General features: G+C 47.5%; 18 protein-coding genes and 3 pseudogenes. 15 read left to right on the top strand and 6 right to left on the bottom strand.

Translation table 11 applies throughout. From position 1 onward, the window contains the following. Positions 1 to 176 precede the first annotated feature (176 nt). The 3 genes from ETR37_RS15605 (at position 177) to ETR37_RS15615 (ending at position 2,650) form a co-directional block, all read left to right on the top strand. The gene (locus tag ETR37_RS15605; RefSeq protein WP_015376105.1) at positions 177 to 776 is read left to right on the top strand and encodes a Uma2 family endonuclease; all 600 of its coding nucleotides are present in this window, start codon (positions 177 to 179) and stop codon (positions 774 to 776) included. Between the two features lie 45 nt (positions 777 to 821). Beyond that, entirely contained in the window at positions 822 to 1,637 is an 816-nt protein-coding gene (gene pdxK, locus ETR37_RS15610) for a pyridoxine/pyridoxal/pyridoxamine kinase (protein WP_053915334.1), read from the top strand. A gap of 152 nt (positions 1,638 to 1,789) precedes the next feature. Beyond that, positions 1,790 to 2,650 carry a carbon-nitrogen hydrolase family protein gene (locus ETR37_RS15615; RefSeq protein ID WP_060788805.1) on the top strand — a complete coding sequence of 287 codons (861 nt, stop codon included), beginning with the start codon at positions 1,790 to 1,792 and terminating at the stop codon, positions 2,648 to 2,650. A 54-nt stretch (positions 2,651 to 2,704) separates the two neighbouring features. Here ETR37_RS15615 and putP read toward each other — a convergent pair whose 3' ends face one another. Then, entirely contained in the window at positions 2,705 to 4,162 is a 1,458-nt protein-coding gene (putP, locus tag ETR37_RS15620; RefSeq protein ID WP_015376108.1) for a sodium/proline symporter PutP, read from the bottom strand. Between the two features lie 407 nt (positions 4,163 to 4,569). Between putP and ETR37_RS15625 the strand changes: the two genes are divergently transcribed. The 3 genes from ETR37_RS15625 to ETR37_RS15635 all read left to right on the top strand — a co-directional run bounded on the left by ETR37_RS15625 (position 4,570) and on the right by ETR37_RS15635 (position 6,832). After that, positions 4,570 to 5,388 carry a basic amino acid ABC transporter substrate-binding protein gene (locus ETR37_RS15625; RefSeq protein WP_015376109.1) on the top strand — a complete coding sequence of 273 codons (819 nt, stop codon included), beginning with the start codon at positions 4,570 to 4,572 and terminating at the stop codon, positions 5,386 to 5,388. A 68-nt stretch (positions 5,389 to 5,456) separates the two neighbouring features. Further along, positions 5,457 to 6,113 (top strand): amino acid ABC transporter permease, encoded by a 657-nt coding sequence (locus ETR37_RS15630; protein WP_011232918.1) that lies wholly within the window; start codon positions 5,457 to 5,459, stop codon positions 6,111 to 6,113. Next, a complete protein-coding gene (locus ETR37_RS15635; RefSeq protein ID WP_015376110.1) occupies positions 6,110 to 6,832 on the top strand; it encodes an amino acid ABC transporter ATP-binding protein in 723 nt (240 codons plus the stop codon). The genes ETR37_RS15630 and ETR37_RS15635 overlap by 4 nt, the downstream gene beginning before the upstream one ends. Positions 6,833 to 7,021: 189 nt before the next feature. On the opposite strand, the gene qoxD is transcribed toward ETR37_RS15635, so the two are convergent. The 5 genes from qoxD to ETR37_RS15665 form a co-directional block, all read right to left on the bottom strand. Then, the gene (gene qoxD, locus ETR37_RS15640; RefSeq protein WP_013146682.1) at positions 7,022 to 7,321 is read right to left on the bottom strand and encodes a cytochrome aa3 quinol oxidase subunit IV; all 300 of its coding nucleotides are present in this window, start codon (positions 7,319 to 7,321) and stop codon (positions 7,022 to 7,024) included. A gap of 2 nt (positions 7,322 to 7,323) precedes the next feature. After that, the gene (qoxC, locus tag ETR37_RS15645; protein ID WP_129447493.1) at positions 7,324 to 7,938 is read right to left on the bottom strand and encodes a cytochrome aa3 quinol oxidase subunit III; all 615 of its coding nucleotides are present in this window, start codon (positions 7,936 to 7,938) and stop codon (positions 7,324 to 7,326) included. A 3-nt stretch (positions 7,939 to 7,941) separates the two neighbouring features. Next, the gene (gene qoxB, locus ETR37_RS15650) at positions 7,942 to 9,888 is read right to left on the bottom strand and encodes a cytochrome aa3 quinol oxidase subunit I (protein ID WP_020754200.1); all 1,947 of its coding nucleotides are present in this window, start codon (positions 9,886 to 9,888) and stop codon (positions 7,942 to 7,944) included. 17 nt (positions 9,889 to 9,905) lie between these two features. Then, a complete protein-coding gene (qoxA, locus tag ETR37_RS15655; protein ID WP_483299684.1) occupies positions 9,906 to 10,817 on the bottom strand; it encodes a cytochrome aa3 quinol oxidase subunit II in 912 nt (303 codons plus the stop codon). Positions 10,818 to 11,334: 517 nt separating this feature from the next. Continuing rightward, the gene (locus ETR37_RS15665; protein ID WP_033008879.1) at positions 11,335 to 12,045 is read right to left on the bottom strand and encodes a TrmH family RNA methyltransferase; all 711 of its coding nucleotides are present in this window, start codon (positions 12,043 to 12,045) and stop codon (positions 11,335 to 11,337) included. 146 nt (positions 12,046 to 12,191) lie between these two features. Between ETR37_RS15665 and ETR37_RS15670 the strand changes: the two are divergent. From ETR37_RS15670 to ETR37_RS15715, 9 genes and pseudogenes are all read left to right on the top strand, one after another. After that, positions 12,192 to 12,542 (top strand): annotated as a pseudogene (locus ETR37_RS15670) (amino acid permease); the annotation flags it as partial. A gap of 165 nt (positions 12,543 to 12,707) precedes the next feature. Further along, positions 12,708 to 13,810, top strand: a pseudogene (locus tag ETR37_RS15675) (IS110 family transposase). A gap of 547 nt (positions 13,811 to 14,357) precedes the next feature. Then, on the top strand, positions 14,358 to 14,474 hold the full coding sequence (locus ETR37_RS20820) for a hypothetical protein (protein ID WP_483299683.1): 117 nt from the start codon (positions 14,358 to 14,360) through the stop codon (positions 14,472 to 14,474). Continuing rightward, complete coding sequence (locus ETR37_RS19865; RefSeq protein ID WP_174520702.1) at positions 14,461 to 14,631, top strand: transposase; 171 nt, start codon at positions 14,461 to 14,463, stop codon at positions 14,629 to 14,631. Before ETR37_RS20820 ends, ETR37_RS19865 begins: the two co-directional genes overlap by 14 nt. Positions 14,632 to 15,056: 425 nt before the next feature. Further along, positions 15,057 to 15,449 carry a hypothetical protein gene (locus tag ETR37_RS15695; RefSeq protein ID WP_033013770.1) on the top strand — a complete coding sequence of 131 codons (393 nt, stop codon included), beginning with the start codon at positions 15,057 to 15,059 and terminating at the stop codon, positions 15,447 to 15,449. A 4-nt stretch (positions 15,450 to 15,453) separates the two neighbouring features. Continuing rightward, positions 15,454 to 16,248 (top strand): ImmA/IrrE family metallo-endopeptidase, encoded by a 795-nt coding sequence (locus ETR37_RS15700; RefSeq protein ID WP_129447495.1) that lies wholly within the window; start codon positions 15,454 to 15,456, stop codon positions 16,246 to 16,248. Then, positions 16,245 to 17,141 carry a hypothetical protein gene (locus ETR37_RS15705; protein ID WP_129447496.1) on the top strand — a complete coding sequence of 299 codons (897 nt, stop codon included), beginning with the start codon at positions 16,245 to 16,247 and terminating at the stop codon, positions 17,139 to 17,141. Before ETR37_RS15700 ends, ETR37_RS15705 begins: the two co-directional genes overlap by 4 nt. Positions 17,142 to 17,247: 106 nt before the next feature. Further along, positions 17,248 to 18,324: pseudogene (locus tag ETR37_RS15710) on the top strand (IS256 family transposase). Positions 18,325 to 18,618: 294 nt separating this feature from the next. Further along, positions 18,619 to 19,548, top strand: coding sequence for a DUF3298 and DUF4163 domain-containing protein (locus ETR37_RS15715; protein WP_033017510.1), 930 nt, complete (start codon positions 18,619 to 18,621; stop codon positions 19,546 to 19,548). Positions 19,549 to 19,685: the final 137 nt, after the last annotated feature.

Consider the following 19,685-nt stretch of genomic DNA (forward strand, 5'->3'; position numbering starts at 1 on the left):
TCTTCTGGAGGGGTATTTGGTATGCCCAATAATGGATGTGATCCCCATCATTCACTGCGGGGATGAACACGAGTATCGTCTTAAAAATTTTATACCGCTAACTTGACGGGTATGGGAGTATGCCCCCTGTTGCGTTATGCCAAATCATTTTCGTTCAGCAAAGCAGGCCGTGTATAATGAAAATAGAAAGCGGGAAAGAAGGTGATTTCGTGAACGTTCCGGGAAAACAGGCGGTATCGCTTGAAGAATTTTATCGCATGCGGGAAACAACCGATCGTATTTTAGAATATATTGATGGCGCTGTGTTGATGTCTCCCTCCCCTTCGACCCAGCACCAACGCCTATCGGGACGGCTGTACGTCCAACTGTTCCATTTTTTAGAAGGAAAGCCGTGTGAAGTGTTTCATGCCCCTTTTGATATCGAACTAAAGAACGAACGAATCGAAGGCAAGAAAATTGTCGTCCCTGATTTAACCGTGATCTGCGATCGAAGCGGATTAACGGACAGCAAATTTGTCGGCGTCCCAACGTTGATCATTGAAATTTTAAGTCCTTCCAACCAGGCGTATGATCTCGTGTTCAAATTGAACTTGTATATGCAATACGGAGTCGGTGAATATTGGATCGTGAACCCTATGCACTCTGTTGTGCAAATCTACTCGCTCAATGACGACGGACAATATGAACAAGCCGGCGTCTGGAAAGAAACCGGCATGGCCTATTCGCGCGCGCTTGACGGTTTTTCTGTTGATGTAGAACAACTATTTCGTCCTTGAGGGCGGCTTCATGATATAATCTTGTAGAACAAAGGAGTGATGACGATGACGATGCCAAAAGCGTTAACGATCGCCGGGTCAGACAGCAGCGGCGGCGCCGGGCTGCAGGCGGACTTGAAAACGTTCCAAGAGCTTGGCGTATACGGAATGACGGCGATCACGACGATCGTCGCCATGGATCCGCACAACCGTTGGGCGCATCAAGTGTTTCCGGTGGACTTGGCGACGATCGAAGCTCAGCTTGAGACGATCATCGTCGGCGTTGGCGTCGACGCCTTCAAAACGGGGATGCTGCCGACGACGGATATCATTGAATTGGCAGCGCGCGCCATTGAAAAACATGGCTTGAAAAACGCCGTCATCGACCCGGTTATGGTGTGCAAAGGGGCGGATGAGCCGCTCCACCCGGAAAATACGGTGTGCTACCGGGAAACGCTCGTGCCAAAAGCAACGGTCGTGACGCCGAACTTGTTTGAGGCGGCGCAGCTAGCCGGCCTGCCGCGCATTGAAACGGTTGAGGACATGAAAGAGGCGGCCGGGCGCATTCATGAGCTCGGCGCTCAATATGTGATCGTCAAAGGCGGACGGAAAATTCCGCACGACTATGCGGTTGACGTCCTTTACGACGGCAAAACGTTCGAGCTGCTTGAGTCGGAACGGATTGACACGACGTATACGCACGGCGCCGGCTGCACGTTCTCGGCCGCCATTGCCGCCGAACTGGCGAAAGGCCGGCCGGTGAAAGACGCCATTGCGACGGCCAAAGCGTTCATCACCGCCGCCATCCGCCACTCGTTCCCGCTCAACGAATACGTCGGGCCGACGCATCACGGCGCGTACCGCCGCTACGGCGAACAATAGACAAGGCCTCGTCCTTGTCTTTTTCCGCAACTCCCCTCCTTGGAATTAGGAAGGGAGCGAGGCCTGCGCATACCGAAAAAGCAAATGCCTCCAAACGATTTGCATGGCGCTAAAATAGATGCCATATAGAAATAGAAAGGAAGGTGCCGCCATTGCGCGTCTCGGCTGTCCAATATCATCTTCATACCATCCGTTCGTTTGATGAATTTGCCGCGCAAGTGACGCATTACGTCAAAACGGCGCAAGAGTTTGACGCTGAGTTTGTGTTGTTCCCGGAATTTTTCACCACCCAGCTGCTCTCGATTCCGCTTGACGACGGACGGCAAGCGACGATTGATGACTTGCCGAATTATACCGAAAAATACACCGAGCTGTTTGTGTCGCTCGCTAAAGACACCGGCATGTATTTGATCGGCGGCACGCATGTCATCCGCCAAAACGGCAAGCTGTACAATGTCGCCCATTTGTTTGCGCCGGACGGGACGGTCCATCGCCAGGCGAAGCTGCATATCACCCCGACTGAGGTCAACGAGTGGAATATCGCTCCAGGCGACGGCGTGCATGTGTTTGAAACGGACAAAGCGACGATCGCCATTTTGACGTGCTATGACATCGAGTTTCCGGAAATCGTTCGCATGGCGCGCGCCAAAGGGGCAGATGTCATCTTCTGTCCGTCGTGCACCGATGACCGGCACGGGTTTTACCGCGTACGGTATTGCTGCCACGCGCGGGCCATCGAAAACGAAGTGTATGTCGTCACGACCGGCACGGTCGGGTCGCTTCCGACGGTCGACTTTATGCGCGCCAATTTCGGCCAAGCGGCCGTCATCACGCCCAACGACATCCCGTTCCCACCCGGCGGCGTGCTTGCGGCCGGCGAGATCAACGACGACATGGTCATTACGGCTGACCTCGACTTATCGCTTCTTCGCAAAGTGCGGGAAAAAGGATCGGTCGCGACATGGCGCGACCGGCGCATCGACTTGTACCCGGATTGGAATCAAGTGAAATAGTCCTAAACGACAAAAAGGGTGCCCCTGCGCAAGGGGACACCCTTTTGCCTATTTTTAGGACAGCAACTGCTTGAATCGATCAAATTGTTCAGCTACTTTCCCTTCTGGCTCCTTCGTCAGCAAGCTGACGATCACAATCGCTGCCAAGCTGGCGGCAAAACCGGGGATCATTTCATACAACAGCCCTTTTAAGTAGGCGGATTGCGTCCAAAGAATGACCGTCAATGCCCCAGCGACCATGCCGGCGAGCGCCCCCCATTTCGTCATCCGCCGCCAGCATAAGCTAAGCAAAATGACGGGGCCAAACGATGCGCCAAACCCAGCCCACGCATAGCCGACCAAGTTTAAAATGGTGTCGTTTTTCGTATACGCCAGCGCTGTCGCGACAATGGCGACAAGGAGCACCGACAAACGCCCGACGAAGACAAGCTCCTTATCCGAAGCCGCGCGGCGGAACACGACTTTATACAAGTCTTCGGTCAGCGAGCTCGAGGTGACGAGCAGCTGGGATGAAATGGTGCTCATAATCGCGGCTAAAATCGCCGCCAGCAAAAACCCAGTAATAATCGGATGGAACAAAATGTGTCCGAGTTGAATAAACACCGTTTCCGGATCATCAAGTTTCATGCCGCGCTGCGAAAAGTAAGCGATTCCAAAAAGACCGGTCAACATCGCTCCGACAACCGAGAAAATCATCCAACCCATGCCGATGCGGCGGGCGCTTTTCATTTCTTTCACCGACTTAATGGCCATAAAGCGGACGATAATGTGCGGCTGGCCGAAATACCCAAGCCCCCAGGCGAATAATGAAATGATGCCAAGAAAACTTGTTCCTTTCCATATATTCAACAAGTTGGGATCGATGTCGCGAATCGTCTCCATCGTATCCACCGGCCCGCCTGTATGGAACAGCGTCACGACCGGCACTAAAATCAACGCGATGAACATAATCGTCCCTTGGACAAAGTCCGTCCAGCTGACGGCCAAAAAGCCGCCAAACAGCGTGTAAGCGACGACAACGCCGCCGACGATCCACAAGCCCGTATGGTAGCTGACACCAAACGAGTTTTCAAACAGAACGCCCCCCGAAACGAGGCCGGACGAGACATAAAACGTAAAAAAGACCATAATGACAATCCCAGATGCCATCCGCAACAATTTCGACGCATCGCCGAAACGGTTTTCCAAAAACTCCGGAATCGTAATCGAGTCGTTCGCTACTTCCGTATAGACGCGCAAGCGCGGCGCGACAAACAACCAGTTTGCATAAGCGCCAAGCGTCAAGCCGATGACGATCCAGGCGGCGCTCACCCCATCGACATACATCGCCCCCGGCAGCCCCATGAGCAGCCAGCCGCTCATGTCGGAAGCCCCGGCGCTGAGCGCCGTCACCGCCGGCCCGAGCGTCCGGCCGCCAAGCATATAATCGGACAAATTCGACGTCCGTTTATACGCCCAATAGCCAATCCAAAGCATGCCGACTAAATACACAATGACGGAAAATAAAACCATATGGACTCTCCTTCCTCTACTGTCTTGTCACCACTTTCATCATAACGAAATTGATAGTATTTACACAATAGTATTTATTTTTCCATACCGCTATAATAAACAAATTGACAAAACCTTTGCCAACTCTACCCTCTTTCTGGTATAATATTCTGTAAATTAAAAATCAATCGTTTATGTCTTTTTATACATAAAAAATTATTTTATAAAAATGCACACGAAATGATATTAGCCATATGCCCTTCAGTTAATGTGGCGAAAAACATTGAAAAATGCGCCTTTTCCCCATTTATACGGCAGTACCAAAATGTTCAAACAATTATTTTTATAAAACCTATTGCATAATAACAAAAATATTGATAGTATGATAATCGTTCATCGACAATGATTCCAAAGGGGGATTTTATAGGATGTTAAAAATGAAGAAAGGTTTGATCGTAGCGGTCGTTGCTGCGTTGTTTATGGCGCTCGCCGCTTGTGGCAAGTCGACAGAAACAAGCTCTCCGTCAGGCGCTGAAAAAGAAGGGAAGCAAAAAATCACCGTCGGGACGGACGCGGCGTTTGCGCCATTTGAATATATGCAAAAAGGAAAAATTGTTGGGTTTGACGCCGACCTTTTGGATGCGGTGATGAAAGAAGCCGGCTTGGATTATGAATTAAAAAACATCGGCTGGGATCCGCTGTTCGCTTCGCTGCAAAGCAAAGAAATCGACATGGGCATTTCCGGCATTACGATTACGGACGAGCGGAAACAATCTTATGATTTCTCAGCTCCGTACTTTGAAGCAACACAAGTCATCTTAGTCAAACAAGGCAGCCCGGTGAAAAACGCCCTTGACTTAAAAGGGAAAACGATCGGCGTGCAAAATGCGACAACTGGTCAAGAAGCAGCAGAAAAGCTTTTTGGGAAAGGCCCTCATATTAAAAAATTCGAAACAACAGTCGTTGCCATTATGGAGCTTCTAAACGGCGGCGTTGATGCTGTTATCACGGACAATGCAGTGGCGAACGAATACGTGAAAAACAATCCCAATAAAAAACTGCAAGTCATTGAGGATCCAAAAAACTTCGCTTCAGAATATTATGGTATGATCTTCCCAAAAAACAGCGAATTGAAAGCAAAAGTGGACGAAGCATTAAAAAACGTCATCAACAGCGGCAAATACACTGAAATCTATAAAAAATGGTTTGGAAAAGAACCGAAGCTTGATCGATTAAAACAACAATAAGCGTGCGAACAAAGAAAATGCGTAACTACCCGCAAGTTACGCATTTTTCGTAGAGAAAGGTGAGATCGATGGATTTTCGTTTTGATATTATTGTTGAATACGCCCCTTACTTTTGGCAAGGGCTGCTCGTAACGATCGGCGTATCATTAGCCGGCATCGTGTTCGGCCTCATTCTCGGCCTGTTCATCGGCCTTGGCAAAATGTCGTCCAACCCGATTATTCGTTTGCCGTTTTCGTGGTACATTAACTTTTTCCGCGGTACGCCGCTTGTCGTGCAAATTTTGCTCGTCCATTTCGGCGCCATGCCGCTCTTTTTCGCCCAGCCAAATGCCGTCGCTTCCCTGGCCGTCTCGCTGTCGCTCAACTCGGCCGCGTATGTGGCCGAGATTTTCCGCGCCGGCATCCAGTCGATCGACAAAGGGCAAATGGAAGCGGCCCGCTCGCTTGGGATGACGCATGCGCAGGCGATGCGCTACATTATTTTGCCGCAGGCGTTAAAGCGAATGATTCCGCCGTTTGCGAACGAGTTTATCGTCTTAATTAAAGATTCGTCGCTTGGGATGGTCATCGCCGCCCCGGAAATCATGTATTGGGGGAAAGCGGCCGCGGGTGAGTATTACCGCGTTTGGGAGCCGTATTTAACAGTGGCGTTCATCTATTTGCTCTTAACGCTTTCGTTAAGCAAACTGTCACACTATCTTGAAAGGAAGTATTCGACCCAATGATTGACGTACGCCAGCTGAAAAAATCGTTTGGTTCGCTCCAAGTTTTAAAAGGAATCGATGTCCATATTCGCGAAGGAGAAGTCGTGGTCGTCATCGGCCCATCGGGGTCGGGAAAATCGACGTTTTTACGCTGTTTAAACTTGCTTGAGGATTTCGATGAAGGTGAAATTATTATTGACGGCATTAATTTAAAGGCGAAAGACACGAACTTAAATAAAGTGCGGGAAGAAGTCGGAATGGTGTTCCAGCGCTTTAACTTGTTTCCGCATATGACGGTGCTGAACAATATCACGCTGGCACTGATGAAAGTGCGGAAATGGCCGCGTGAAAAAGCGGAAGCGAAGGCGATGGAGCTGCTCGCCAAAGTCGGGCTGCAAGACAAAGCGCATGTCTACCCGGACTCCCTCTCCGGTGGGCAGGCGCAGCGCGTCGCCATCGCCCGGGCGCTCGCCATGGAACCGAAAATCATGCTGTTTGACGAGCCGACATCAGCGCTCGACCCGGAAATGGTCGGGGAAGTGCTCTCGGTCATGAAGCAGCTGGCCAATGAAGGGATGACGATGGTCGTCGTCACCCACGAGATGGGCTTTGCCCGTGAAGTCGGCGACCGCGTCCTGTTTATGGACGGCGGCTACATTGTCGAGGAAGGGAAGCCGGAAGACTTGTTCGACCACCCGCAGCATGAGCGGACGAAAGCGTTTTTATCAAAAGTGCTGTAAAAAGTCGTCTTGCCTGTTCGAGGCAAGACGACTTTTTTTAGGCACATATCATGCCCCCTATAATGCAACCATGTTGCCTCCCCATCTCTTCAATGTTCCGTCAACGGCTCCCCCATTTCAGGCATCTATGACAACCACAAAAGTCCTTCTGAACATAAAAAGCCGGCCGAATCCCCGGCCAGCCTCGCTTTACAACACAAACTGCATCACCCAAATCGAACCGGCGACAACGACAATGGCGATAAAGAAGCTGTACGCCATGTTGAATGTTTGAATGCGGCCGCTGTCGCTTTCGTTGACATGCATGAACATAAACAGCTGCAAGCTTGCTTGAATCACCGCAAACACAACAATGATGACAATGACCGCTTTGAGCGGCAGTCCGGATGAGAGCGCCACCCAAAGAGCGGCAAACGTCAAGACGAGCGACAACAAAAACCCAATGATATGTTTCCACGGAAATGATTCGTGATGGCCGTTCGTGCCCATGGTTAGATCACCATCCCTAACAAATAGACGAGCGTGAAGATGAAAATCCAAACGACGTCCAAAAAGTGCCAGTACAAGCTGACAATAAACACTTTCCGCGCTGTTTTCGGCGTAAAGCCGCGCTGGAGGAGCTGGATGATGATCAAAATCATCCAGCCAATTCCTAAACTGACGTGGGCGCCGTGCGTGCCGACGAGCACGAAAAAGCTTGATAAAAATGCGCTCGTCTGCATCGTCGCTCCTTCATGGACGTAATGGATGAACTCGCGAATTTCAAACGTAATAAACCCGGCGCCGAGCAAAAGCGTCACGAGCAGCCAAGCGATGAGCCCGCTTATGCGGCCGCGGCGCATTTCAAAAATGGCCAACCCGCACGTAAAACTGCTCGTTAAAAGCAACAGCGTTTCAATCAGAACGTCTTGTACCTCAAACAGCTCCGCTGCCGTCGGCCCCGAGCCGGTCCGTTGGAACAAGACGAGATACGTCGCAAACAGCGTCGCAAACAGCGCGACTTCCGCCCCGAGGAAAATCCAAAAGCCCAATATGTTCAACCGACTCTCTTGCGTCCGATACTCCAACGGCAGCGTTTCATCATAGCGATGTGCAGCTTCTCCCATTCGTTACGCCCCCTTCCGCGCCGCTCGTTCCATCCGTTTGATTTCGTCAACCGGAATATGGTAGCCATCATCGTCTTCAAATGAGCGGAGAATCAATCCAAGCACAATGAACAACGCACCAACGATAGCCAACGCAAACCATTTGAACACGAGGCCGAACCCGGCGACGAAAAACGCCACCGACATCCAAAACGGGCGTCCTGAGTTGCTTGGCATATGGATCGGCTTCAAGTCTTCTTCTTTCACGTGGAAGCCGCCATATTTTTTCTTCATCACCCAATAGGCATCCACATCTTCGACAACCGGCGTCACCGGGAAATTGTAATGCACCGGCGGCGACGCGGTCGCCCACTCGAGCGTCCGCCCGTTCCACGGGTCGCCGGTCATGTCGCGCTCGCCGTAGCGGGCGCTGTAATAAATGTTGTAACAAAGCACGATAAACCCGATGCCCATCAACACCGCCCCGACCGTCGCGACGACGTTGAGCGGCGTCCAGCCGAGACCAGCCGAGTACGTGTACATGCGGCGCGTCATCCCCATCAATCCGAGGAAATACATCGGGAAGAAGCAGATGTTAAAGCCGATCATAAACAGCCAAAACGTCCACTTGCCAAGCCGTTCATTCAAGATATGGCCGAACATTTTCGGATACCAATAATGCAAACCGGCAAAGCAGGCGAACACCGTACCCGCGATCAACACGTAATGGAAATGGGCAATCAGAAAATAGCTGTTATGGTATTGATAATCGGCCGCCGCCATCGCCAACATAACCCCCGTCACGCCGCCGATGACAAAGTTCGGAATGAACGCCAGCGACCAAAGCATCGCCGTTGTAAAACGAATTTTCCCTTTTCGGATCGTAAACAGCCAGTTGAAAATTTTCACCCCGGTCGGGATCGCGATCGCCATCGTCGTGATCGAGAAGGCAGAGTTCACTGCCGGCCCTGCGCCCATCGTAAAGAAGTGGTGCACCCAAACGATAAAGCTCAGGAACGCAATGCCGACGATCGAACCGACCATGGCCTTATAACCAAACAAGCGTTTTTGGGCAAACGTGCTGACGACCTCCGAGAAAATGCCGAACGAAGGCAAAATGACGATATACACTTCCGGGTGACCCCAAATCCAGAACAAGTTCGCCCAGAGCATTGACATGCCGCCATTGGCCATCGTGAAAAATTGCGTGCCAAATACGCGGTCGAACGTCATTAATGCCAAGGCGACGGTCAATACCGGGAAGGCGAAAATAATAAGCACGCACGTAATGAGAATCGTCCACGTAAACATCGGCATGCGCATCAATGTCATGCCCGGCGCGCGCATTTTTAAAATCGTGACAAGGAAGTTGATCCCGGTCATCAATGTTCCGATCCCGGAAATTTGTAAAGCGACAGCGTAATAGTTGTTGCCGACGCCATGGCTGAACTCATTCCCCGCGAGCGGGAAGTACGCCGTCCAACCGGCATCCGGCGATCCGCCGATGACAAAGGAAATGTTAAACAGCAACGCACCGAAGAAAAAGAGCCAAAAACTTAACGCGTTCAAATACGGAAACGCGACGTCGCGCGCCCCGATTTGCAGCGGAACGACAATGTTCATCAAACCGATGATGAACGGCATCGCCATAAACAAAATCATAATCGTCCCGTGCGTCGTAAATATTTCATTGTAATGCTGCGCGTCAAGAAACTTCATGTTCGGCGCGGTCAGCTGCGCCCGCATCAAAAGCGCATCGACGCCGCCGCGGAAGAGCATCAAAACTGCGCAAATAATGTACATGACGCCAATCTTTTTATGATCCACCGTCGTGAGCCATTCGTTCCACAGCCATTTCCATTTTTTAAAATAGGTCAACACAAACACAATGCCGACCATCGTCAAGACGATGGCGACATCGGCGGCATAAATGAGCGGCTCACCCGTGACAAAAAACTCGCTCCATTTCATCTTTCGCTCCTCCTTTCCTACTCCCCATGATGATGACTGTTTGTCATCGCTTCATCGCTTTGATCGTCGTTTTTCATTGGCTTTCCATCTGCATGATGGCTGTTTTGTTTCGCATGGTCAATCCATTGTAAGTGGGTGTTCGAAAACGTCATTCGCCCAACAAGCCCCGGTTTTAAAATTTGTGTATATTTTTTCTCATCGAGCTTCGGGGCGGTTTGTTTCACTTCATTTACCCATTTGCGGAAGTCCGTTCCCGTTTGTGCGACGACCTCAAACTCCATATGGGCGAACTTTTCCCCGGAAAAGTTGGCGCTCCGCCCCATGTAGGAACCGGGCTTATCGGCTTGCAAAATCAGCTCTGTCTCCATGCCGTCCATCGCATATTTTTGCCCACCTAATTCCGGCACCCAAAACGAGTTCATCGGCCCGACCGAAGTCAGCTTAAACTTGACCGGCACACCGGCTGGAATATGGACGTAGTTGACCGTTTCAATGTTTTCTTCCGGATAGCTGAAAATCCATTTCCAGTTCGCCGCCGTCACATGGATCGTGATCGGTTTCACTGTCTCGGTCGGCGGCTTTTCCAACGCAAACGTCGCCTTCACTGTTGGAACAGCGAGCGCAGCGACAATCAAAATTGGAATGGCCGTCCAGACGACTTCAAGCAACGTGTTCCCTTCCTCATCCGGCGGCTCATAGCCGGCATTTTCCGGCTTCTCGCGATAACGAATGAGAAAAACGGCAAATAACGTAAATACAACAACAATAATGAACAACATAAAGCCGACAGACCACATGATCAAATCATACTGCATGCGCGCCACCGGCCCTTGCGGATTGAGCACGGCCGTGCGCTCCACGCAGCCCCCAAGCAAAAACAAAAACGGCAAAACCAGCACCGCGCGCCATCTCGCCCGTTTCATCGCTATCGGTCCTCCCTCTTCCGCCCCAACCATTTCGGGGCCTTCCATGCATTTTCTTTTGTCTCTACCATATCAAAATTGAAAATGTTTGAAACGAATGAGCGAAAAAGTTCATAAATCAGCAAAACATTTGTCACAAACTGTTCAATCATTGTTCAAGAAATCGCCAATTGTTTTCCTCGTTCAGGGAAATATTGATGGGAAAAGGGATTGAAGGAAGGAAAGGACATCAAAAAAAAACGGCCGGATCCCTACGTTCCAAAAAATCCGGCCGTTTCTTGTATGTGAACTACCCACCACCTACGCTTCGCTTAGAGGCGGGGGCTTCAAGCGACTTGTGTGTGTTCGCTGAACGGTAAGCCACACACAAGAACCCTTTACGCTTCCCTTCGTTCCGAAGGTGTCCGTTCTAGCCATATTCTATCCTATTCGTTGGCTAACGCCAACCGACATTCATCTCCCACTTTCACTGATGCTGGCGCACCTTCACGTTTAGAAGTAGAAGACTTCTTTCGGAGGGAAGTTAAATGGTATACCCTTGCAGCTCAAGCTGTTTGCGGATGCGCGGATTCAACGTTTGCCACATCCATTGTTGGTAGAGCGCTTTTTTCTCATTCGACGATAAATAATAGCGCGTTCCGGCTTGGCGGCGGGCGCGCTCAGTCACATCGTACAGCGCCAGCGCCGCGGCAACGGAAATGTTAAAGCTTTGGACGAAGCCGTACATCGGGATGACGAACGTCCCGTCTGCGAGTTTCAGCGCCTCATCGGATACGCCGCTATGTTCGTTGCCAAATAAAAGCGCCGTCGGTTTGGATACATCGATGTCGGAAAGAGGAATCGTCCCCTCGCCAAGATAGCTGGCATACACTTGATACCCTTGCTGTTTTAAGTCGTTGATGGCGGTTTCGATATCAGGCTGCCGGTGAAGCGTCAGCCATTGGTCAGCATGGCGCGTCACGAGCCGGTTTGGCGAAAATGGCGCTTTTCCCGTGACGATATGGATGTCTTGAACGCCGAACGCCTCGGCTGTCCGCAGCACCGCTGCCTGATTGTGCGGGTCGTCGACCGCTTCAATCAAAACCGTAATATAACGGGTGCGCTCGTTAAGAACGTCATACATTCGTTTTAATCGTTTCGGCAAAATCATTTCCCAAACCGGACGCGTCTGCTCGGTCAGCAGCCCTTCTTGCTGCAGCTGGGCAAGAAACGTCTTCATGTCCCGTTCTTCCATGTCGATCACCTTCGCTCCGTTCCTCTTCGCCTGTGCTTTCCTATTGTACAAAATAGGATGCCGCTGGGCAATCTCGATCATTCCCTGAACTATTCAAACTATTCTATAAATAATATTTTGGAAACATTGTTTATTTACAAACTATCATTCATGCGGCTGCCGGAATCATTAACTTCGTCGTCTTGACTGCGGCTTTATCGTCATGCAACAACGGCATTTTCAGCACGAGCCGGATGCTGTTCAACCTCGCTGAACAGCAAGAAGCGCCAACCGCATTCGGACGGTTAAACAGCCGCGGCGTCCCGGGTGTCTCCTTGATCGCTACCGCGCTTGTCATGCTTGTCGGCGTTTACTTGAACTACGTATCGGAAAAAGTGTTCCAATGGGTGACGAGCATCGCGATATTTGGCGCCATTTGGACATGGCTCATTATTTTGCTTTCACAATTGAAGTTTCGCAAGCAATTAAGCCTATATACATGCTCATTGAAAAGTTAACCTTCGCATAAGCGGTGCCCACTCTGGTTATACTGCTCCTAAGGAAAAGCATGGGAAAGAAGCATTCCCGTTAGGAGCTTTTCCGGGGACTTGATCAAAAAAAGCCCTCTTGGTATGATGCAGGGGTGTCAACCACATCACTCACCATACCAAGGAGGACTTCAGATGAATTGTACACAAAACTATAAAATTGATCAAGTCACGGAACAAACGCTTGTCGTGGGCATCGATATCGCGAAACGAACCCACTACGCCTGCTTCGTGGATGACCGGGGGCGCGTGCTTCGCAAGTCGTTCCCGATCTTCCAGTCGAAAGAGGGGTTTCAGCAGCTGTATAAAGCGATTCAGGAGGCGATGCAAGCGTTTGGGAAGTCAGAGGTGATCGTCGCGGTGGAGCCGACCGGGCACTACTGGTTGAACCTGGCCTACTTCCTCGAGGAGCACAGGATCCCGTTGGTCATGGTCAACCCGGCGCATGTGTGCCGGTCGNNGCAAAAGACGGACGATTCCTCGTTCCCCGGCTGCTGCACGAGATCGAAGCCGATTTGCGCGTGGGAAGCACGCTCAAAGAGAAGCTCCGCAAGGAACAGACGGCGGTGAAAAATGCGATCATCCGCTGGACCGACCGGTATTTTCCGGAGTTTTGGATGGTGTTTCGCGATCTGGGAAAAACGGCGCTTTCGGTGTTGGAGTGGACGCCGTTTCCGGCCGATATGGCGGGTCGGACCGCCGAGGAGCTCATCGAGGTGTACCGGCAAAGCGAAGGGCTGAAATGCCCGCAGAAGGCCAAAATTCAGGCGTTGATCAACGCCGCGAAGGACTCCATTGGGGTGACGGAAGGGACGACGATGGCCCGGTTTGAGATCGCCGCGCTCGTCCGCCGATACCGCCAATTGGAGGCGGAGATCGGCAGCTTCGCCCATTATCGGGACCCGCGCCAATTGGTGAAGTTGGCAGGCCTGACGCTCAAGGAGAACTCCTCCGGCCAGCGCAAAGGGCAAAAGCACATCTCCAAACGGGGACGGAAACGGTTGCGCTCGGTGCTGTTTCGGGCGATGATTCCGCTGATCCGGCACAACGAGGCGTTTCGCGAGCTGCATGAATATTACACGACCCGATCCGTCAACCCGCTGACCGGAAAGCAATCCATCGTCGCCTTGTGCCGGAAGCTGTTGAATGTGCTGTTTGCGATTTGTACGAAGAAACAAGCGTTTGACGCGGAGCGAATGAAGCAGGACGTCTTGTCCCAAGTGCAACGGGCGGCCTAAGGCCTCCCCCTGCGAACGGAAGAATCGTTGGACAACCAGATGACACCGGAGAAGCTGGCGTGATTTCATCCATTCGACCTTGAGTCCCCAAAGGAGCTTGGCCGGCCTCCGCCTGATGACGAGACCGAACGAGGGAATGTTGGCGCCAAGACGCCCGGAGACATGGGAGGGTTCGTCCTCATCAGCGACGCGGAGATCCAAAGGGTGCATCGAATACGCTTCTCCCCACGTAAGGAAAATATCCCCAGCCATGACCACGAAGCGTACCCTAGGTCTGTAAGATATCCACAAAACTGAAAAAGGATGTAAGGGATTTTGTCGAAAAATATTTTTTGGACACCCCTGAGGGGCCGAAAAGCCTTGATAAATCAACATTTCTAGAGGGAGCGGAATTCTGCATGAAACGTCTCAACATCACCGACAACCATGGATGGACGCCCCGGAAACTCCGCAAGCAGGAACGGAAGATCAAAAACGCTCATCTCCGCCAACGTGTGATGCCGTCCGCCTGGTCATAGAAGGCTATTTGGGCAAAGACGTGGCCTCCATGGTCAACGTGTGCCGCCAAACCGTTTCCCATTATGTGTCGCTGTTTAACGAAGGGGGCCTGGAACTCCTGCTTCATCGGGATTTTGCCCCTGGGCGANNTGTTGTACATCGATGAAACGCATATCCGATCGTATCATGTGTTGTGTACGACATGGTCAGAGGTTGGCCGTCAAAAGCAAGTGCCGACGTTCGGCCATCATGCTCACGTATCGCTGTTTGGCGCCGTTATCTTGCTCGGCATGAAAGTATACAAACAACCGCTATTTATGTAGACACATCACGAGAAGACCATATGCAGGCGTTAAGGAGAATGTAATTCGATGAGTAAAAAACGTGTTGTACTTGATTATTTTTATGAAAAAGTTGCTGATGAAGTTTGTGATACAAAAATTTGAAAAAACGAATATAAAGAAGAAGTTATTTTAGTTTTAGAATACTCGAAAAGCTAATGAAGATAACGATTTTTTATTTTTGTGCAATTAGGAAGAATCCCCTGACCTCTTAGCTAAAAAGTTATAAGGGAAGGAGGCAACATATAGCAATACATTCCTCTTTTTAAGGAAAAAATGAGTTTTATCGAGAACTTTTTAATAATTTTTTGCATAAAATAATCATATATTCCGTTTTTTGAGGAAAATATATAGAAAATCAATTACATTCTTATTTATAATTTATTGTAGATACGGAGGTGAAATGTATGGTAAATACAAACAAAATTGTAGGTCAGAATGTCAAAAAATATATAGAAAGTAAAGGTATTAAACATTCATGGGTGATGGAACGCACTGGTATTAAGAAGACAGCTTATTATAATTTCTTAAAAGGCGAAGGAAATGTGGAGGAGTATGTTGCAAAGATCAATAAGCTATTCCGCATTAAAGATCCGTTCTTTTTTTACAAGGCAGATATGGAATTCAAAGAAAAAACGTTTGACCGTAGCCGATCTGATTCATTTATGAATTATGTGGCACTTTCGTTTCACGGTACAGTGGACGAAGAATTAAAAAAGGGCATGCATCTTTTTAGCGAATTTGTTGAACTGATCGATGTTTTAAAATCAGTCACAAATTCGGAAAATCCAAGGGGGTAGTCCATTGATTACAAAAGATAATCTTGAAATGATTCTAGAGCATAACAAAACACATTTGCCGAAAATTAAAAAGGCGATGGACCGTATTTACTCCCTCGGAGATCCTCTTGCTCATGTAAAGCCGCTTGATTTTATAAAAACTTATCTTTACGAGCATGCAAATGTATTGCAGTTTCCGATTCAAAATGCTGACTATGGTGGGCTTGTGTATTACTATAACGGTGATTATTATGTCCATATTAATACCGCACAGCCGAGAATATATGAAAATTTCATGTGGGCGCACGAGTTTTATCATTTCTTTTTTGACAGAGATAAAATTAAGAACCCTGACCAAAATTTTATCATGATTGATCATATTTATGATGAAAAAGAGCGGCTTCCTAATCTCTTCGCTTCCGAATTTTTAATTAATGACTTTGTGTTAGAAAGAAGCTTTCAATTTTTAGAAACTGCTCATACGAAACAATCTCTCCCAGAAAAAATTATGCGATTAATCAGTATCTTCCAGATCCCGTATAAAGCGTTAATTGTCAAACTTGCTCAAAACGAATTGATCACGATTAACGAAGCGAAAAATGCATTGGACTATGATTATAGAAATCGTATTCCTCATGATATAGACAAATCATTTTTCGAGCCTAGTTATACAATAAACATCAGCGGGTTTGATGAATTGTATGAAAAAGCAAAAGGATTGATGTATGAGGAGGATCTTCAATCGATTAAAAAATCTTATGATAAGCTATATGAACAAGTGTTGGCGTCAGTGCATGATCAAAGGGGGACTAAAGGATGAAGGTCCTCGATTCTCCTGTTTTAGAATCGGTTCGTCCGTTTATTTCAGATAATACGGAGCAATTGTACCAGTCACTAAACGAACACCAAACATTTTATATGTTAGATAATATGATTTTAACGAAATTGAGAAAACAAATATCAAATTTGCCGCTTTTGCTGCAGGCGTTTCATCAGTCCCCGGTTTTTCTTATTCCTGATGTAGTGTTAGAAGAGTCTTTTAGGAATATACCCACAAAGGAACGGTATAATAATTATCACTTTGAGCTTTTCAAACAATTATCGGCGAAGAAACAGCTATACATTATATCGATGGAAACCATTTATCAATTATTAGAAAAAGGAATGACGAAAAAGCAATACATATTTGATGCGATGAAACAACTAGCTTTGGAAGCTTTCAGAGTAAATAGAGATATTATTAATAATCTGGAACGATGTGAATTATCCTCTTTTTCGGATCTTCCGAAATTGAGACAAATCATTTTACATAACGGAAATAATGCAGGAGAGCGCTTTATTTGTTTTTTCTCATTATTGCTTGTTCATCAGTACTACGGTCCTGCCTATATATGTAGTGATGACGGCAAAGGTGTATATACGATGTATAATACTTTTGTAAATAACGAAAGTTTATTTCGAATATTAGGTGTCGATGATTTTTTGATGTTTAAAGAGCAATACATCCTGCTGTCTTATGACTGTATTCTACAATTATCCATTAAGAATACGGAATTAAGCTCAGAAGAAATCTATGCTTTTGTGCAGAGTAGCGGTCGAAACGAGTCAAGGAAGGTCATTTATTCGTTAGATGGACAGTCATTCCATACAGAAATTAAAAATGCAAATTTCGCTAAATGGATAGAAGAGAGGAAAATAGAGATTTTCTTTTAATGATGATGTATAAAATTTTGTGTAAAGCATTTTGCTAGACCAAAAGAAAAAAGGTAGGGTATTCTCTGATTGGACCAAAAATCTTAGAGAAAGGAGAACCCTACCTATGTCTAAAAGTATACCGAATGTAGACTGGGCAAATCAACTGGAAAATGCCATTCGTCAGTTTGTAAAAGAAAAATTAGAACTGATTATGCGGGAAGAAATCAAACATTTCCTTGAAATCGAACAGGCTGGAACGCCGAATATGAGAAACGGCTACTATCAGCGAAATCTAGATACGCAATATGGCCGGATTGAGGGTCTTTTGGTTCCAAGAGACCGAAACGGGGAATTTCAAACACAGTTGTTTGCTCCTTACCAACGGCACACCGGCTAGCTTGAGGAAGCCATCATCAGGATGTATCAAAGTGGCATGAGTACGCGTGAAATTGGCAAGTTTATTGAACGAATTTTAGGCAATGCCTATTCTCCTGCAACGATCAGCCGTATTACCGATGTAGTGAAGGAAGACATCGAGAAATGGCACACTCGTCCACTGCACAAGCGTTATTCCGTCTTATATTTGGATGGTTTATACGTAAAACTTCGTCGCGAAACCGTGGAGAAAGAAGTCATTTATGTGGTGTTAGGGGTGAACGAAGAAGGATATCGCGAAATTCTTGATTTCTTTGTGGGAGGACAAGAAAGCGCCTATGTATGGCAGGAAATTCTTCAACACCTCTACCAAAGAGGCGTCAAGGAAGTGCTTCTTGGCGTCTTCGATGGCCTTCCGGGGCTGGAGGAAGCCTTTCGGGCGGTGTATCCGAAAGCCGATGTGCAGCGCTGTGTCGTGCACAAAGTCCGCAACACCCTCAGCCGTGTTCGGAAAAAAGACCAATTCGAAGTGGCCGAGGATCTCAANNAATCTTGGGCCAATGAGTTGGATGTCCTCCTTACATTTATGGATGATCCAAGCAGTATTCGAAGTGTGATTTATACGACCAATGCCATCGAACGAACGATCAAGGAAATTCGGAAACGTCTAAAGCCGATGAACAGTTTGAGCAGTTTAGAAGCTGCGGAAAAAGTCGTGTATTTAACCATTCAAGATTTTAATGAGAAATGGGCAGGGCGAAAGTTGCGAGGATTTGCCGAAGCGCATGAAGCCCTCGAGCGAATGTTTGAAGAACGTTATCATTAACCAAATACTGTAAATAAACAAAATAGGGGGATTCTCCCTTTCCACACAGGAGACTGAATATTCAGTCTCCTGTGTGGAGGAAACTAGTTCCCTATTCATTCCAAATCCATTTCAGAGAAACCCTACCCCATTACATTACACAAAATTCTTGACGGTACCGATTTAGTAGCGGTGCTATCTTTTACTTTGGTAGCTTATCTATAAAAAACATTTACAATTATATGAAAAATGAGGTAAAATTTTTATGGTGCTATTATCACCTGTTTATTTCATCTTTGTGGGGAGGAAATATTCGTGAAAAAGTGGATTACGTCTGTAGTTGTTTGTTTTTTATTTATGTTCGCGAGTCCTTTTTATAATGAAGCTTTAGCGAAAGTACTATGGGATGGAATGGAATTAAAGAAAGGACAGATTGGCAAAGCTACCATCATTAAGCCGACAGAGCTCTACAAGTTGAATGGAACAACAAAAAAAGTAGTTCGCAAATTAAATCCGGGTGAGGTGTACCGCATCTATACGTTTCTACCAGGAAAACTTGGCCTTGGCGGCGGATATTTTATTGATCGGGACAATCGGGTCAAATATCAGACTCCATCGAAAGAAAAGCTGCAGGCGTTAGGAGTAAAAATTATTAAACGCACCTATAAGGATACTTTTGATTACCCTCAAGTGACAGGATTAATCAGCAAATCTGCCCAAGATAAAATTAATGAAACACTTGCAAAGCACGTTCGTGCCTCTTATAACGCTTATATGGAACTAGAACGAACGGAACAAGAACACCGTGAGCAATATAGCGGGGATTTTCCAGAATCTATGTTAGATTACGAATATAAAATGTCCTATGAAGTGAAATATAATGAGAACAATCTGCTTAGCATTTTAATTTACGATTATATGTATACTGGCGGCGCACATGGAATGTCTACAGTAACCGCGTATAATTTTAACGTTTTGACTGGCCAGCGTTTGTATTTAAGCGATGTGGCAAAAAGCCAGTCGGCTTTGAATAAGATTAAAAAATATGCGATTACTGATTTAACAAACCGGGCAAATCGCGGCGAGGCCATTTTTACAGAAGAGTTGTCTGGTATAGAGATTAACAGCCAACGTCCGTTCTATTTTACCGCGAATGGAATCGTTATTAAGTTTTATGAATACGAAGTGGCGCCTTATGCAGCGGGAATGCCGGAAGTGAAAGTTCCTTATTCAGTATTTAAATAAAGAATGAGAAGAGAATAGAGCAAACCCCTCAATAGATTGGTAAGATGCGTCTATTTTAATAGAAACTATTAAAGGAGAAAAAAGATGAGAAACCACGAGTGTTGATTATCCAAAATTATACATACGCCTTCCATAAA

Source organism: Geobacillus sp. PK12 (assembly GCF_004123125.1).
GTDB classification, from domain to species: Bacteria; Bacillota; Bacilli; order Bacillales; family Anoxybacillaceae; genus Geobacillus; species Geobacillus zalihae.